This is a genomic window from Rhizobiaceae bacterium, assembly GCA_023953845.1.
Taxonomy (GTDB): domain Bacteria; phylum Pseudomonadota; class Alphaproteobacteria; order Rhizobiales; family Rhizobiaceae; genus Arvimicrobium.
Map to the genome: position 1 here is coordinate 604,413 of JAMLJC010000002.1, position 14,649 is coordinate 619,061.

At 63.5% G+C, this 14,649-nt stretch carries 14 protein-coding genes; 6 read left to right on the forward strand and 8 right to left on the reverse strand.

Annotation, left to right across the window (positions count from 1 at the left end; genetic code table 11):
* The first annotated feature begins 168 nt into the window (after positions 1 to 168).
* From M9955_24875 to M9955_24890, 4 genes are all read left to right on the forward strand, one after another.
* Complete coding sequence (locus tag M9955_24875; GenBank protein ID MCO5084882.1) at positions 169 to 1,374, forward strand: MFS transporter; 1,206 nt, start codon at positions 169 to 171, stop codon at positions 1,372 to 1,374.
* Positions 1,375 to 1,574: 200 nt separating this feature from the next.
* A complete protein-coding gene (locus tag M9955_24880) occupies positions 1,575 to 2,954 on the forward strand; it encodes an aspartate aminotransferase family protein (GenBank protein ID MCO5084883.1) in 1,380 nt (459 codons plus the stop codon).
* A gap of 48 nt (positions 2,955 to 3,002) precedes the next feature.
* Positions 3,003 to 3,413, forward strand: a complete 411-nt coding sequence (locus tag M9955_24885) for a carboxymuconolactone decarboxylase family protein (GenBank protein ID MCO5084884.1) — start codon at positions 3,003 to 3,005, stop codon at positions 3,411 to 3,413.
* A 74-nt stretch (positions 3,414 to 3,487) separates the two neighbouring features.
* A complete protein-coding gene (locus tag M9955_24890) occupies positions 3,488 to 3,808 on the forward strand; it encodes a hypothetical protein (protein ID MCO5084885.1) in 321 nt (106 codons plus the stop codon).
* A gap of 254 nt (positions 3,809 to 4,062) precedes the next feature.
* Here the strand turns inward: M9955_24890 and mmsB are convergent, their stop codons facing one another.
* The 3 genes from mmsB to M9955_24905 form a co-directional block, all read right to left on the reverse strand.
* Positions 4,063 to 4,947 carry a 3-hydroxyisobutyrate dehydrogenase gene (gene mmsB / locus M9955_24895; protein ID MCO5084886.1) on the reverse strand — a complete coding sequence of 295 codons (885 nt, stop codon included), beginning with the start codon at positions 4,945 to 4,947 and terminating at the stop codon, positions 4,063 to 4,065.
* 63 nt (positions 4,948 to 5,010) lie between these two features.
* On the reverse strand, positions 5,011 to 6,180 hold the full coding sequence (locus M9955_24900) for an isobutyryl-CoA dehydrogenase (GenBank protein MCO5084887.1): 1,170 nt from the start codon (positions 6,178 to 6,180) through the stop codon (positions 5,011 to 5,013).
* 132 nt (positions 6,181 to 6,312) lie between these two features.
* Positions 6,313 to 7,098 (reverse strand): TSUP family transporter, encoded by a 786-nt coding sequence (locus tag M9955_24905; GenBank protein MCO5084888.1) that lies wholly within the window; start codon positions 7,096 to 7,098, stop codon positions 6,313 to 6,315.
* Between the two features lie 108 nt (positions 7,099 to 7,206).
* Between M9955_24905 and M9955_24910 the strand changes: the two genes are divergently transcribed.
* The gene (locus M9955_24910; GenBank protein ID MCO5084889.1) at positions 7,207 to 7,638 is read left to right on the forward strand and encodes a TerB family tellurite resistance protein; all 432 of its coding nucleotides are present in this window, start codon (positions 7,207 to 7,209) and stop codon (positions 7,636 to 7,638) included.
* 19 nt (positions 7,639 to 7,657) lie between these two features.
* Here M9955_24910 and M9955_24915 read toward each other — a convergent pair whose 3' ends face one another.
* The 5 genes from M9955_24915 to M9955_24935 all read right to left on the reverse strand — a co-directional run bounded on the left by M9955_24915 (position 7,658) and on the right by M9955_24935 (position 13,981).
* The gene (locus M9955_24915) at positions 7,658 to 9,277 is read right to left on the reverse strand and encodes a dipeptide ABC transporter ATP-binding protein (protein MCO5084890.1); all 1,620 of its coding nucleotides are present in this window, start codon (positions 9,275 to 9,277) and stop codon (positions 7,658 to 7,660) included.
* Positions 9,274 to 10,143, reverse strand: coding sequence for an ABC transporter permease (locus tag M9955_24920; GenBank protein ID MCO5084891.1), 870 nt, complete (start codon positions 10,141 to 10,143; stop codon positions 9,274 to 9,276). The genes M9955_24915 and M9955_24920 overlap by 4 nt, the downstream gene beginning before the upstream one ends.
* Entirely contained in the window at positions 10,140 to 11,087 is a 948-nt protein-coding gene (locus M9955_24925; protein MCO5084892.1) for an ABC transporter permease, read from the reverse strand. Before M9955_24925 ends, M9955_24920 begins: the two co-directional genes overlap by 4 nt.
* 17 nt (positions 11,088 to 11,104) lie before the next feature.
* Positions 11,105 to 12,586 carry an ABC transporter substrate-binding protein gene (locus tag M9955_24930; GenBank protein ID MCO5084893.1) on the reverse strand — a complete coding sequence of 494 codons (1,482 nt, stop codon included), beginning with the start codon at positions 12,584 to 12,586 and terminating at the stop codon, positions 11,105 to 11,107.
* Between the two features lie 117 nt (positions 12,587 to 12,703).
* The gene (locus M9955_24935) at positions 12,704 to 13,981 is read right to left on the reverse strand and encodes an acetylornithine deacetylase/succinyl-diaminopimelate desuccinylase family protein (protein ID MCO5084894.1); all 1,278 of its coding nucleotides are present in this window, start codon (positions 13,979 to 13,981) and stop codon (positions 12,704 to 12,706) included.
* A gap of 209 nt (positions 13,982 to 14,190) precedes the next feature.
* Between M9955_24935 and M9955_24940 the strand changes: the two genes are divergently transcribed.
* Positions 14,191 to 14,619, forward strand: coding sequence for a L,D-transpeptidase (locus M9955_24940; GenBank protein ID MCO5084895.1), 429 nt, complete (start codon positions 14,191 to 14,193; stop codon positions 14,617 to 14,619).
* Positions 14,620 to 14,649: the final 30 nt, after the last annotated feature.

Here is a 14,649-nt window from a genome sequence, read left to right on the forward strand (position 1 = left end):
AATTCTGAGCCGACATAATGCTGTCGGAGACGGTGCGCTTGCACGGAGGCGGCGACCCGAAGCGCGAGGGAAACGACATGGAGCAGATGACACGCGAAGCGAATGGCCGCGTGTTCGGGTGCCGCCTGTGCCATTGCGCGAGAGATATCTCTTTGCTGTCTAGCAGCGATGAGTATCACCGAGCAACCAAAGCAGTCCGAAGCGGACGACGACCTGCCGCCCCGCTGGGGCGCTTTGCTGGGTGTGACGGCGGCGCTGGCGGCGTTCGGCGCGGGCCAGGGCCTGAGCTATCCGCTCTTCAGCATCCTGATGCAGCGGCAGGACATGTCGCCGGTGCTTATCGGCTTGTCTGCGGCGATGATGCCTGTCGGGCTCATAACGTCCGCGGTGTTCATCCCGCAACTCGTCTCACGATTCGGGGCGCGCAATCTGGCCGTGGCCTGTGCGATTGGGGCGGCGATCTGCTTTCTGCTGATCGGCGCCCTGCAGAACTGGGTGGCCTGGTTCGCGGTGCGTTTCCTGCTCGGCGTCATCATCAATCCCCTTTATGTCCTTGGCGAGATCTGGGCGCTGGCGCTCGCGCCGCCGAAACGCCGGGGAAGGGTGATGGGCGTCTTCAACGCCATCATGGGCGGAGGCTACGCGGCCGGTCCGCTCGCCCTTGCGCTTCTCGGCGCAGGCGGATGGCCACCGTTTCTGTTCGCGATCGCTGCTTTTCTCGGCTGCGGGCTGGTCCTTTTCCTCGTCACCGCCGATCTTCCCGGATTCGACAACGAGGCTGGCCCGGACGATACGAATGCCGTCGCCGGCGTGACGAGCTTCGCGCCGCTCGCGCCGGCGCTGTTGTTCGCGGTGCTTGTCTCCGCGGCCGTGCAGCAGAGCACCTATGCGTTGACGCCGGTGTTCGGCGCGGCCTACGGTCTGGGCGAGGCGACACAGGCGAGCCTCGTCACGGCGCTTTCGCTCGGCAACATATTCCTGCAGGTGCCGCTAGGGCTTGCGGCCGAACGTTTCGGCGCACGGATGATGATGGTCGGTTGCGCGCTGACGACGGCGGTCTGCGCCGTTCTCGTTGGTGTGTTGATCAGCGGTCCGTTCATATGGCTTGTCCTGATGGTGATGGGCGGTGTCGGATACGGCGTCTACACGATGGCGCTGGTCGAGCTCGGCAACCGCTTCAAGGGCGCGACTCTGGTCGCAGGCAATTCCGCCTTCGCCCTGATGTGGGGAATGGGCGGCATCGCCGGCCCGCCCGTCGCGGGGACGCTGATGCACGTCGTCGGACCTCTTGGCCTGCCCGGATCGATCGCGACGCTCAGCATGCTGACGTCGGCCTTCGTTCTCTATCGCTCGGTCGCGCGAAGGCGCTCTTGAACCGGGGTCGAGCGGCGGTCTAGACTGCCAAAATGGTCCGCCGCCAACAGTTCGTTGAAAGCCATGCGTCGACGCCTTCGCGTCGCACCCTGCATGCCGAACTGCTGCGGCTTTGCGCCCGTATCGGCTATTCGCCGCCATTCCCCGCCTGAATCCGCCTCGGCGAAAGCCGGCTTGATTCAAGAAACGGGACCAAATCCATGAGCTATCAGAATTTTTCGCTGGCGCAGCTTCAGCAGATGGATGCCGCGCACCACCTGCATCCTTTCACGGACCACAAGGACCTCCGAGCCGCGGGCACGCGTATCATCTCGCGCGCCGATGGGCCGTTCATCTACGACACCGAAGGCAACGAAATCCTCGACGCCATGGCGGGCCTCTGGTGCGTCAATATCGGTTACGGCCGCGACGAACTGGCGGACGCCGCCTATGCGCAGATGAAGGAACTGCCTTACTACAACTCCTTCTTCCGCTGCACGACGCCGACTGCGACGCTGCTGGCCGACAAGCTCGCCTCGATCGCACCGGCCAACATCAACCATGTGTTCTTCGGCTCCTCCGGCTCGGAGGCCAACGATACAGCGCTGAGGCTCGTGCGGCACTATTGGGCGCTGGAAGGCAAACCCGAGAAGAACCGCATCATTTCGCGCAACATGGCCTATCACGGCTCGACCGTTGCCGGCACGTCGCTCGGCGGCATGAGCGGCATGCACGACCAGCTTGGGGGAGCGGTGCCCAACATCGTGCATGTGATGATGCCCTATGCGTTCGAACTGGCCCGGCCCGGCGAGAGCGACCACGATTTCGGGCTGCGCGCTGCGAAGGCCGTGGAGGACGCGATTCTCGAAGCAGGGCCTGAGAACGTGGCGGCCTTCATCGGCGAGCCGGTGCAGGGAGCGGGGGGCGTCAAGATTCCTCCAGCGAGCTACTGGCCCGAAATCCAGCGTATCTGCCGCAAATATGACGTTCTCCTGATGCTCGACGAGGTCATCACCGGCTATGGCCGCACGGGACAATGGTTCGCCGCACAGATGCTCGGCATCGAGGCGGATACGATCACCACCGCCAAGGCGCTGACCTCCGGCTATCAGCCGCTGTCGGCCCTGCTGGTCGGCGACCGCATCGCCGGAGCGCTCGTCGAGAAGGGCGGGGAATTCTATCACGGCTATACCTATTCCGGGCATCCGGTGGCGTGCGCCGTGGCCCTGAAGAATCTCGAGATCATCGAAAAGGAAGGCATGATCGAGAGGGTCCGCACCGAAACCGGCCCATACCTCGCCGAGCAGTTGCGGAAGCGTGTCGCCGGACACGATCTGGTGGGCGAGGTCCGTACGCTCGGCTTCCTCGGAGCGATCGAGATCGTCAGGGAGAAGGGCTCTCGCGACAGGTTCGAGCCGGCTGGCAGCGCCGCCGTCGTCATTCGCGATCATGCCGTTTCCAACGGCCTGATGATGCGCGCGACCGGCGATACGATGATCATGTCGCCGCCGCTGATCTGGACGAAGGAGACGATCGATCTCGCCTGCGACCGCATTCTCAAGGCCCTCGACCTTGCCGCCGCGGATCTCAAGCGCAAATGACATTCAGACAGGCGCCAAGGCGCCCGTCATCGACCGGAGAGAACTTTCATGAGCGGCAAATCCCTGCTTCCCCTGATCGAATACGAGGCGGCAAACGCTGAAGTCCGCGCCGTCTATGACGACATAATGGCGACACGGAAGACCGACTGGATCAACAATTTCTGGAAGGTTCTGGCGCATGATCCCGTGCAGCTTCGCCGGATGTGGGAGTCTCTCAAGGAGATCATGGGGCCAGGCGCGCTCGACCCGCTGACGAAGGAACTGATCTATATTGCCGTCTCCGCGACCAATGGCTGCGAGTATTGCACCTATTCCCATACCGCATCGGCTCGCGCCAAGGGCATGACCGATGCGCAGTTCACGGAACTGCTCGCCGTGGTCGGCAAGGCCAATGAAACCAATCGGCTGGCGAACGCGTTGCGTCCGCCGGTGGACCCGCAATTCCAGCCGCGAGACTGATTTCGCGCCGGGTTCCGTGCCGAGATATGGGGTGGCGCATGTCTTCTTCGAAACGATCGCGTGGAGCGCTCCCGGTGCCGGCCGTTCCCGCTCTTATGCTCGTGCCAGCGGTCATCGGGGCGCGGTTGCCGATCCTGACAACGGAGGCCGCCGGCACGCGCCGGCGGACCGAGACGACGAAAGCGATGGCGGAAAAGGCGGCCGCGGCTGCGGAAGGCATGGTTGCGGCCCAGATGTCGCTGGTAAAATCCATGTGGAGCTTCTGGCCGGAGGTAGCCTCCGGAAAGGTGCCGGCCCTTGTGAACGGCAAAGCCCTGCAAGACGCGACGGACGCCGCCATGAAGCCGATCAACCGACGCGTGCGGGCAAATTTCCGGCGGCTTTCGCGCGGTTGAAAAGGCAAAAACCGCGTCCTTTCAGGGGGCGCGGTCTTGCCATTCGAACGCATGGCCTTTCGCGAACGCTACACTGCGAAAGTCACGGGCTCCGGTACGCTTGACCTGATCCGGAGCGCGGGGCGGCTGCGATGTCCGCCTTGCGATCCGTACTAAAGGAACATCGTTACCGGGCGGTTATCGAGACATTAAGCAAAGATGAATTTGCGGCTTTTTTGCGCGGCAACACGAAAAAAGCGTAGAAAACGAAGGCTTTACGCTGCGTTACCCCGCAGCATCCGGATGATGCCCGAGAAGTCGGCGCCGCCTTCGCCGAGCGCGTTGAACAGCGCATAGAGTTGCGTCGCTTCAGCGCCGAGAGGCGTGACAGCCCCGGCCGCTTGCGCGGCCTCCTGCGCGAGCTTGAGGTCCTTGAGCATGAGCGCCGCGGCAAAGCCCGGGCGATAATCGCGATTGGCGGGAGAGTTCGGGACCGGTCCCGGCACGGGACAGTAGCTCGTCAGCGACCAGCACTGGCCGGAGGAGGTTGAGGCCACGTCGTAAAGCGCCTGGTGCGAGAGACCGAGCTTTTCGGCAAGCACGAAGGCTTCGCCCACACCGATCATCGAGATACCAAGGATCATGTTGTTGCAGATTTTCGCCGCCTGTCCGGCGCCGGCGTCGCCGCAATGCACGATCCTGCCGGCCATTGGCTTGAGCACCGGCTCAGCCTTCGCAAAGGCTTCCGTCGAGCCGCCAGCCATGAATGTAAGCGTGCCAGCCGCCGCACCGCCCGTGCCGCCGGAAACCGGCGCGTCGATGGACAGAAGGCCGTTCTTGCCGGCAATGGCATGCGCCTTGCGCGCCGATTCGACATCGATCGTCGAACAGTCGATCATCAGCGTGCCTTTGGCTGCCCAAGGGGTGATTTCCTCGTAGACCGACAGCACATGCTTGCCGGCCGGAAGCATGGTGATGATCACCTCGGCTCCTTCGATCGCGCTCCGCGAATCCTCCACCGCCGCCACGCCATTGTCGCGCGCCAACGCCAGATTCTCGGGAACGAGATCGAACCCCTGCACCCGATGTCCGGCCTTCACGAGGTTTGCAGCCATCGGGTTGCCCATATTGCCGAGGCCGATGAAGGCGATGGTGGTCATGATGGTTCCTCCGGAAACGAGGGAGCGAAGAACAAGGGCGCTTTCTGTCGCTGCGTCCTGCCCCTACGCCCTTCCTACAAGGTGGCGAGCGATGATCACCCGCATGATTTCGTTCGTGCCTTCAAGAATCTGGTGCACACGCAGGTCGCGCACCAGTTTCTCGATGCCGTATTCGTGGAGATAGCCGTAGCCGCCGTGTAGTTGCAGCGCGTCGTTGGCTACCTCGAAGCACGTGTCGGTGACGAAGCGTTTCGCCATGGCCGACCATTTCGAGGCGTCGGGCGTCTTGCGATCCAGTTTCGCGGCGGCCGTATAGAGCAGCATGCGGGAAGCCTGCAGTTGCGTTTCCATGTCGGCCAGCCGGAACTGCAGCGCCTGGAACTGGTCGATAGTCTTGCCGAAGGCTTTTCGCTCGCCGGCATAGCCTAGCGCCTTGTCGAAGGCCGACTGCGCGCCGCCGAGTGAACAGGCGGCGATGTTGAGACGACCGCCGTCCAGACCGGCCATGGCGATCCGGAAGCCGGCGCCTTCGCCACTGAGCAGATTCCCGGCCGGCACGCGGCAGTTCTCGAAGATGACCTGCCGCGTCGGCTGCATGTTCCAGCCCATCTTGTATTCGTTGGCGCCGAAGGAAAGCCCCGGCGCATCCTTCGGCACGACGATCGTGGAAATGCCCTTCGGGCCGTCGTCGCCGGTTCTGACCATGGCGACATAGACGTCGTTGGCGCCTGCGCCCGAAATGAACTGCTTGGTGCCGTTCAGCACGTATTCGTCGCCGGAACGCACCGCGCGCGTCTTCAGGGCGGCTGCATCTGAACCCGAACCCGGCTCGGTGAGGCAATAGCCGGCAAGCCATTCCATCGAGGTGAGTTTCGGCAGGAAACGTCGGCGCTGTTCGTCGTCACCGAAGGTGTCGATCATCCACGCGCCCATATTATGGATGGAGATGAAGGAGGCGAAGGCCGGGCAGGCTTTCGACAGCGCCTCGAAGACGAGCACCGCGTCGAGCCGGCCAAGGCCCGAGCCGCCGACGTCGTCCCGCACATAGATGCCGCCGAAGCCAAGCGGTCCGGCCTCGCTTATGATGTCCCGCGGGAAATGCTTGATCCTGTCCCACTCGAGCGCCTTCGGCGCGACCCGGTCGGCTGCGAACGCGCCGGCCATTTCCTGAATCGCGCGCTGGTCTTCGGTGAGTTCGAACTGGCTTGCGCCGGCATCGATCGCAGCGTCCATCCCGGCCTCCCAAAACCGAACGTCGATCTGAAGGCCGCAGTTTAGGCCAGTGGCGGACCGGCGCAACCGGGGATCGGGCAAAGCGGATGTGCGCAAATGGAAGACGGGATGTGCAAGATACGATTCTATCTGTCAGCCGGCCAGCCAGACGCGAACAGGATTGGAAGGATCGATCAGCAGCCGCAAGGCTAGGGATATGCAGACGGCCACGAGAAGCGGCTTGATCAGCCGCGCGCCAATGCGCATGGCGAGCATCGCGCCGAGGCGCGCGCCGAGGAACTGGGCGACGCCCATGACAATGCCAAGTTTCCACAGAACCGCCCCCGAGAGCGCGAAGACGCAGAAAGCGCCGAAATTCGACGCAAAATTCAGCAGCTTGGTATGCGCGGTTGCCCTCAGCACGCCGAAGCCGGCGAGCGTGACGTAGGCGAGCATGAAGAACGAACCAGCGCCCGGACCAAAGATGCCATCGTAGAAGCCGACGCCAAGCGCGGGCAGCAGCGCGAACATCAAAGGCGGTATCCGCGCCGCATGATCGAGATCGCTCAGATTGGGTTTTACCGCGAAGTAGAGTGCTATCGCGACCAGCATGAACGGCAGGGCGATCTTGAGCCAGTCGCCTGGAATGGCATGCGCGAGAAGGGCGCCGCCAATCGATCCGGCGAGAGAGCAGACCGCCGCAGGCAGGTGATGCCTGAAGTCGATCAACCCGCGCGATGCGAAGGCGCAGGTCGCCGACCCGCTGCCGAAAAGCCCCTGCAGCTTGTTCGTCGCGAGAGCCTGCAGCGGCGACAGGCCGGCAAGCAGCAGCGCTGGAATGACGATAAGACCGCCGCCGCCGGCTATGGCGTCGATGAAACCGGCGACGAATGCCGCCAGGGCAAGAAGCAACACGGCGTCGGTCGCGAGTTCGAACATGTTTCCCGTGTGCAACGGATGGACGGTCGCGCGCATCGATCATAGCGAGACCGGTTGCGCAAGCCGAAAAACCCGCTACCAGTTTGCCAATCCTCGGAGGTGGCGCAGATGGCGGTCGGATTGCTGGGACAGATACGCAACCTGCTCGATGGTGATCCGGGCGTTCGCAAGGTGGCGGACGATCCGATCCTGTCGGCCGAACTGCTTCTGCTCTTCCGCATGATTCTCGCGGATGGAGAGGTGGAAGAACACGAGATGGCGACCTTCCGACGCATCTGCCGGGATGCCTTCGGTATCGCCGAGGAGAGCGTGGATGCGGTCGTGCAGTATCTCAACGATTTCGGCTACGAAACCAACGGCTCGCAGGCGCTCGCCCTGTTCCGGGGCCTGAAGCTGGAGCGGCGGCAGGCGCTTGCGCAGCACATGGCCGACATCGCCAAGGCCGACAATCAGCTCGCGGCGCAGGAGGTCCGCCTGCTGCGGCGCATACTTGATACGCTCGGGTTGCAGCCGGTGGATGTGGTGAAGGGCGGCGCGTAGATCGCCGACGGTGTTCGCCTCAGCCCTGTTCGCGCATCCGGCGGGCGATGGCGCGATGCAGATCGGGTGCCGCCGCGACCAGTTGCTTCGCGGCTTCGGATGCCGGGTTGTCAAGCACGTCGGCCGTCCTGCCGGTCTCGACGATGCGCCCCTCATGCATGACCATCACGTCGTCGGTGATGGCGCGCGCCACAGTCAGATCGTGCGTGATGAAGAGATAGGCGATGCCGAGCCTCTGGTTCAATTCCGCGAAGAGATCGAGAATTTGCGCACGGATCGAGACGTCGAGCGCGGAGACCGGCTCGTCGGCCACGATCAGCTTCGGGCGCGTTATGAGCGCGCGCGCGATGGAGATGCGCTGGCGCTGGCCGCCTGAAAATTCGTGCGGATATTTGTGCATGTCGGCGGCGAGGAGACCGACTTCGTGCAGCGCCGTCGCCACCATGTCGCGGCGCTCCGCCGGATTCGGCTGTTGTTCCAGCAGGTGAAGCGGTTCGGCGACCAGCCTTTCGACGCGGTGGCGAGGGTCGAACGAGCCGTAGGGGTCCTGGAACACCACCTGCATGTCGCGGCGGGCAGGCCGAAGCTCGCCCTCCGATCTGCCTGTAATCGCTTCATTCCTGAACCGGATCTCGCCCGACGTCGGCTTATCGAGCGCAAGAATCATGCGGGCGAGGGTCGATTTCCCGCAACCGGAGCGCCCGACGAGCGCGACCGACTGGCCGCGATGCAGGCTGAACGAGACATCGTCCACGGCGCGCATCGGCTCGCCCGACCGGAACAGCGAAACGCGTCGTCCGCGATAATCCTTGGTGATATTCTTCACTTCGAGCAGCGGTTCGCTTCCCGGGGAATGGGGCATGGTACGCGCCGGCACATGCATCGACGCCAGCGCGAGCTGCCGCGTATAGGGGTGCGACTGCTCCGACAGGGTGAGGGCTGTCTCGCCCGTCTCCATCACCTCGCCGTTCCGAAGGATGGTGATGCGGTCGGCCATTTCGGTCACCACCGCGAGATCGTGCGAGATGAGCAGCAGGCCCATTCTGTTCTCGTAGACGAGGTTGCGCAGAAGGTCGAGGATCTGCGCCTGCAACACGACGTCCAGTGCCGTCGTTGGCTCGTCGGCGATCAGGAGTTTTGGCTTGAGCGCGCAGGCGATGGCGATGACGACGCGCTGGCGCTGGCCGCCCGAAAGCTCGTGCGGATAGCGGGACAGCGGAAATCTGCTCTCGGGCAGGCCGACGCGGTCGAGGATTTTTCGCGCGCGATCTTCCGCGTCGGCGCGGCTGGCTCCGGTGTGCCAGCGTATGCCTTCGGCGACCTGTTCGCCGATGGTCTTGACCGGGTTCAGCGCCGTCATCGGCTCCTGGAAGACCATGCCGATGTCGTCGCCGCGCAGTTCGCACATGCGCTGTTCTCCGGCCGTGAGCAGATCAATGCCGGAGAAATGGACACGTCCCGTGGCGCGCGCGCCGGCAGGCAGCAACTGCATGACGGTGAGCGCCGTCATCGACTTGCCGGAGCCCGATTCGCCGACGAGGCCCATGATTTCGCCGGGCGCGATCGACAGGTCGACGCCTTTCAGGATCGGCCTGCCGTCGATGGCGAGCGCGAGCTTTTCGATCTCCAGCAAGCTCACCGCTGCCGCCTCAGCTTGGGATCGAGCGTATCGGACAGGCCGTCGCCGAGAAGGTTGAGGCCGAGCACGGTGAGCACGATGGCGAAGCCGGGAAAGAGCGCCAGAAAGGGCGCCACGATCATACGGGTCTGGGCGTCGAACAGCATCCGTCCCCAACTCGGCATGGGAGGCTGAGCGCCGAGACCGACATAAGACAGGCCGGCCTCCGCCAGAATGCCGAGCGCGAACTGGATAGTGCCCTGCACCAGCAGGAGGTTCGCGATGTTGGGAAGAATATGCTCGATGGTGATGAGCGCCGGGCCCTTGCCGGCGGCGCGGGCAGCGAGGATGAACTCCCTCGGCCAGAGCGACAGCGCGCCGGCGCGCGCCACGCGTGCGAAGACCGGGATGTTGAAGATGCCGATCGCGATGATGGCGTTCACCGCGCCGGGGCCGAAGATCGCCGTGATCATGACCGCCGAAAGCAGGGCAGGGAAGGCGAAGACGAGGTCGTTGAAACGCATCAGCGCTTCGTCCAGCCAGCCGCCGCGGGCGGCGGCCCAGCAGCCGAGCGGCACGCCGATTCCCATGCCGATGCCGACGGCTACCAGCGCTACCGCTATCGAGTTGCGGGCGCCGATCATGATCATCGAAAAGTTGTCGCGTCCGAAATGGTCGGTGCCGAACCAGTGCGTCGCGGAGGGCGGAAGCATGCGATCCGCAACGACGAGCCGGGTGACGTCGTAGGGCGTCCAGAAGAACGATACGAGCGCCATGAGAGCGATGAGCGCCGTCAGCACAAAGCCGACAACGAAGGAGCGGCTGCGGAATGCCCGCGCGACAATGCCGCGAAAGGTTTCCGGGCTCGCGGCGACGGGCTCGTTCATGCCGGAGCCCTGAGGCGCGGGTCGACGATGGCGTATGAGAGGTCGACCAGCAGGTTGACGATGACGACCGCCGCGACGAGCAGCATGACGACGCCTTCAACCACGATAAGGTCGCGCTGGGTGATCGCCTGGAAGATCAGCCGGCCGAGGCCGGGCAGGTAGAACACGTTCTCGATGATGATCGTGCCGGCGAGCAGGAAGGCGAATTGCAGGCCGAGAATGGTGAGCACCGGTATCATGGCGTTGCGCAGCGCATGCCGCCAGAGCACGTGCCGCCACGGCATGCCTTTGGCGCGGGCGGTGCGGATATAGTCCTCGCCGAGCACTTCGAGCAGCGCCTGACGGGTGACGCGGGCGAGGATCGCAGCCTGCGGCAGCGCCAGCGCGAAAGCCGGCAGGATCAGCGCCGTCAGGGCAGGCCGGATGCCGGCGCTCCAGCCCGGAAAACCGCCCGCCGGCACCAGCCGCAGCCAGACCGCAAAGACGTAGATCAGGATCAGCGCGAACCAGAAATTCGGCACGGCCACGCCGAATTGCGACAGGCCCATGGAAATGGCGTCCGCCGCGCGTCCGCGCCTGGCGGCGGCGAACAGGCCGACCGGAATGGCGATGGCCGTCGAGAGAAAAAGCGAGATGATCGCCAAAGGCAGCGATACGCCGATCCGTTCGGTGATCAGGTCGATGACCGGAACCGAATAGGTGTAGGACCGGCCGAAATCCAGCGTGAGCAGCCCGCCGAGCCAGTTCAGGTAGCGCCACAGGATCGGCTGGTTGAGGCCCAGTTGTTCACGCAGCGCCGCGACGGCATCCGGCGTGGCGGTGGTTCCCAGCATGAGCTGGGCCGGGTCGCCGGGCAATATCTCAAGCACCGCGAAAACGACGATCGACGCCGCCAGCAACGTGGCGACGCCGATCAGCAGGCGTTTCAGAATGTAGGCGGCCACGGACTAGCCCACTGCGGTCAGTCCACCCACTTCACCTTGGTCAGGTCAGTCGCCTGGATCGGGGCGTTTTCCCACATGCCTTCGAGCTTCGCATCCCACACGCCGACCTTCGGCAGTTCGAAAAGGAAGATCGCGGGCACGTCATGCGCGAGGATTTTCTGCGCGGAACCGAGCAGTTCCTTCCGTTTGGCCTCGTCGTTGGTGACCTTCAGCTCCTCGATGACCTTGTTGAATTCCGGATTCTCGTACTGGAAGTAGTAGCCGGGCCGGGAGAAGATATCGATGTCGTTCGCCTCGGTGTGGGAGACGATGGTCAGGTCGTAGTCCTTTTCGGTAAAGACCTTGCTCAGCCAGTCCGCCCACTCGACCGGGATGATCTCCAGATTGACGCCGATCTCGCGCAGTTGGGATGCGATGACCTGTCCGCCGTCGCGGGCATAGGCCGGCGGGGGCAACTTCAGCGTCGCGGAGAAGCCGTTTTCGAGTCCGGCGGCCTTCAGGTATTCCTTCGCCTTGGCGACGTCGTAGGGATACTCGCCGGTCAGATCGATGTAGGCCGGGTTGGCCGGCGACAGGAACGAACCGATAGGCTCGCCCAGTCCCGTCCCATTGCCGGCGATCACCGCCTTCTTGTCGATAGCTGAGGCAAGCGCCTGACGCACCTCCAGCTTGTCGAAAGGCGGCTTCTTGTTGTTGACGGACAGTATCGTCTCGCCCTCCGTGGTGCCGATCACCACCTTGAGTCTGGAATCGGCCTGAAGCTGCGGCAGCGCGTCGCCGACGGGGGCGTTCGGGAAGGCCTGTACGTCGCCCGAGAGCAGGGCCGGCACGGCCGCGGCGGCATCCGGGATGACGCGGAATTCCACCTTGTCGAGCGCGACGGGGTCGCCCCAATAGCTCTCGGCTTTCGAAAGCTTGATGCTGGAGCCTTTCGCCCAGCTGTCGAACTTGAACGGGCCGGTGCCGACCGGCTTTTCCTTGTTTGTCTCAGCCGACTCCGACGCCACGATGATCGCGTCGCCAATGCCCATATTGTAGAGGAAAAGGCCTTCCGGATATTTCAGCGACACCTTGACCGTCGCCGGATCCACGACCTCGACGTTGTCGATCGCGGCGAACAGGCCTTTCTGTGCGTTGGTCGAGTTTTCGGCGCGGGCTCGATCGTACGAGAATTTCACATCGTTTGCGGTGAAATCGCTGCCGTCGTGGAATTTGACCCCCGTGCGGAGCTTGAATGTGTATGTCTTTCCATCGTCCGAGACTGTCCAGCTTTCCGCCAGAGCCGGAGCAATCTCGCCGGTCGCGGTGATGCGGGTCAGCCCTTCGAAGACGTTGGCGTAGACGACCTCGTCGATCGCGGCGGCGGCGCCGGCTGTCGGGTCGAGATGCGGGGGTTCAAGGACGACGCCGACGACGAGATCGGCGCGTGCTGCGAGAGCGGCAGTGGTCGAAGCCAACGCAAGCGCCGCCGCTGCCAGAATGGATTTCCAGACTTTCATGATGATCTCCCCACAGAATTCGGGAGATCAAAGCGCGAAACGGCGGGCGAGTAAATGCCGTTTTGTTGCGGTGCGGCAGAGATTTGGGAAAAGGACTTTCTTTGAATATCGCAAACGTTAGCGTGCGCGACCGTTAAGAAGAAGATCAAGGCCGATCGCCATGACCTTCGCCGATTCCACCATGTCCCGTATGCCCACCCACTCGTCCGGCCGATGTGCAAGATCGAGTATGCCGGGTCCGTAGGCGATGCAGTCGAAGAGATGCCCGATGCGCGCGACGTGCTTCTGGTCGTAAGTGCCGGGGGAAATCACGTAGTCCGGCTCCCGGTCGAAGATGGCGCGAATTCCCTCCGCAACGGCGCTCACGACCGGAGCGTCGCGCTCTGTCATGGTCGGCTGGACCGTCATGACGTCGCGAATCTCGTAGTCGAACTTTCTGCGCTCGCGCTTGAGGCGATCGAGAATGGCTGTCACCTCTCCCTTCACGTCATCGATCTTCTCTTCCAGCAGGAAGCGACGGTCGATGGTGAGCCGGCACCAGTCCGGCACGTTGGGCGAGGGGAGGCCGGGCCGGAAATCCTCGGTCTGGCCGCCGTGGATGGAATTGAGATTCAGCGTGGAGCGCCGTGCGCCTTCCGGCACCACCGGCATCGTCGTCCGCTTGCGGTCGAGGGCCGGGAAAAGCTCTCTTTCAAAGGCTTCCAGAACCGCACCCATGTGCCGTACGGCGCAATCGCCCAGAAACGGCATGGAGCCGTGGGCGATCTCGCCCTTGGTCTCGATCTCTGCCCACCACACCCCACGATGGCCGAGGCAGATGCGATCCTTGTTGAGAGGCTCGGGAATGATGACGTGGTCGACGCGGGGTTTCGAGAAGTATCCCTGCTTCGCCAGATAGGCGACGCCGCCGAAGCCGCCGGATTCCTCGTCGACGGTGCCGGATATCTCGATCGCGCCGGGAAAATCCGGGTAAGTCCGCAGAAACGCCTCGACGGCGATGATGGATGCCGCGAGCCCTCCCTTCATGTCGCACGAGCCCCGTCCGTAGACCCGGCCGTCCTTCACGATCCCGGCGAACGGATCCATCGTCCAGTCCTCGCCGGGCTCGACCACGTCGATATGGGAATTGAAGTGGACGGTCGGACCCGGACGGTTGCCTTCGATGCGCGCGACGACATTGGTGCGCGGGTACCGGTCGGTATCGCCGGGAGTGCCTTCTCCGCGCACATATTCGATCTCGAAGCCGCGCCGCTTCAGGCGGTCGCCGATATATGCCGCGCAGGGCGTATAGGCCTCGCCGGGAGGATTGATCGTCGGAAAGCGGATCAGGTCGACGGTCAGGGCCGTCAGATCATCTTCGAGGCCATCGACGGTCTTCAGAAGGAGGTCACGCATGCTTTAATTGGAGCCCTCCCACCTGCTTTTGGCAAGCAGGGAAGCGATTTTGGCCCAAAACACGTGGTCGTGATGCAACAGTCGGGAAAATTGATCGGCAGCCGGCTCGTGACCTGCGGATTCCGTTAGCGACTTCGGGATAGGGTCACAACGCTGCCACCAACACAACAAGAATAAGGGGTGGGCTTGTAACATCTGGGGTTGTGGCGATGAAAAAATCCATTCTTTCAGCTATTGCATTTGCGACCATGCTGTTCGGCATGTCTGATATTGCTTCCGCGGCGGGGCTCGTCGCGCGCGTGAATCTGGCGGCACAGACGATGACCGTCGAAAAGCACGGCCGGGTCATTTATCGTTGGAAGGTCTCGACGGCGCGGAAGGGATACGTCACGCCGCGCGGAACCTGGCGGCCGACCCGCATGCACAAGATGTGGTATTCGCGCAAATACGACAATTCGCCGATGCCGTATTCGGTTTTCTATCATGGCGGATATGCCATCCACGGTACGAACGCCGTGAAGAATCTCGGTCGGCCGGCGTCGCATGGCTGCGTCAGGCTGGCGCCGTCGAATGCGCAGAAGTTCTATACGCTGGTGCGCGAGATGGGGCCGGGCAATACGCGTATCGTCGTCAACTGACCGGGCGAAAGCCGGGTGGCGGTTCCGCCG

What these genes read in the sequence shown, in the direction of transcription:
- M9955_24875 (MCO5084882.1), top strand. Translation starts at nt 169, where the DNA reads ATGAGTATCACCGAGCAACCAAAGCAGTCCGAAGCGGACGACGACCTG.
- M9955_24880 (MCO5084883.1), top strand. Translation starts at nt 1,575, where the DNA reads ATGAGCTATCAGAATTTTTCGCTGGCGCAGCTTCAGCAGATGGATGCC.
- M9955_24885 (MCO5084884.1), top strand. Translation starts at nt 3,003, where the DNA reads ATGAGCGGCAAATCCCTGCTTCCCCTGATCGAATACGAGGCGGCAAAC.
- mmsB (MCO5084886.1), bottom strand. Translation starts at nt 4,947, where the DNA reads ATGACCACCATCGCCTTCATCGGCCTCGGCAATATGGGCAACCCGATG.
- M9955_24900 (MCO5084887.1), bottom strand. Translation starts at nt 6,180, where the DNA reads ATGGACGCTGCGATCGATGCCGGCGCAAGCCAGTTCGAACTCACCGAA.
- M9955_24905 (MCO5084888.1), bottom strand. Translation starts at nt 7,098, where the DNA reads ATGTTCGAACTCGCGACCGACGCCGTGTTGCTTCTTGCCCTGGCGGCA.
- M9955_24910 (MCO5084889.1), top strand. Translation starts at nt 7,207, where the DNA reads ATGGCGGTCGGATTGCTGGGACAGATACGCAACCTGCTCGATGGTGAT.
- M9955_24920 (MCO5084891.1), bottom strand. Translation starts at nt 10,143, where the DNA reads ATGAACGAGCCCGTCGCCGCGAGCCCGGAAACCTTTCGCGGCATTGTC.
- M9955_24930 (MCO5084893.1), bottom strand. Translation starts at nt 12,586, where the DNA reads ATGAAAGTCTGGAAATCCATTCTGGCAGCGGCGGCGCTTGCGTTGGCT.
- M9955_24935 (MCO5084894.1), bottom strand. Translation starts at nt 13,981, where the DNA reads ATGCGTGACCTCCTTCTGAAGACCGTCGATGGCCTCGAAGATGATCTG.
- M9955_24940 (MCO5084895.1), top strand. Translation starts at nt 14,191, where the DNA reads ATGAAAAAATCCATTCTTTCAGCTATTGCATTTGCGACCATGCTGTTC.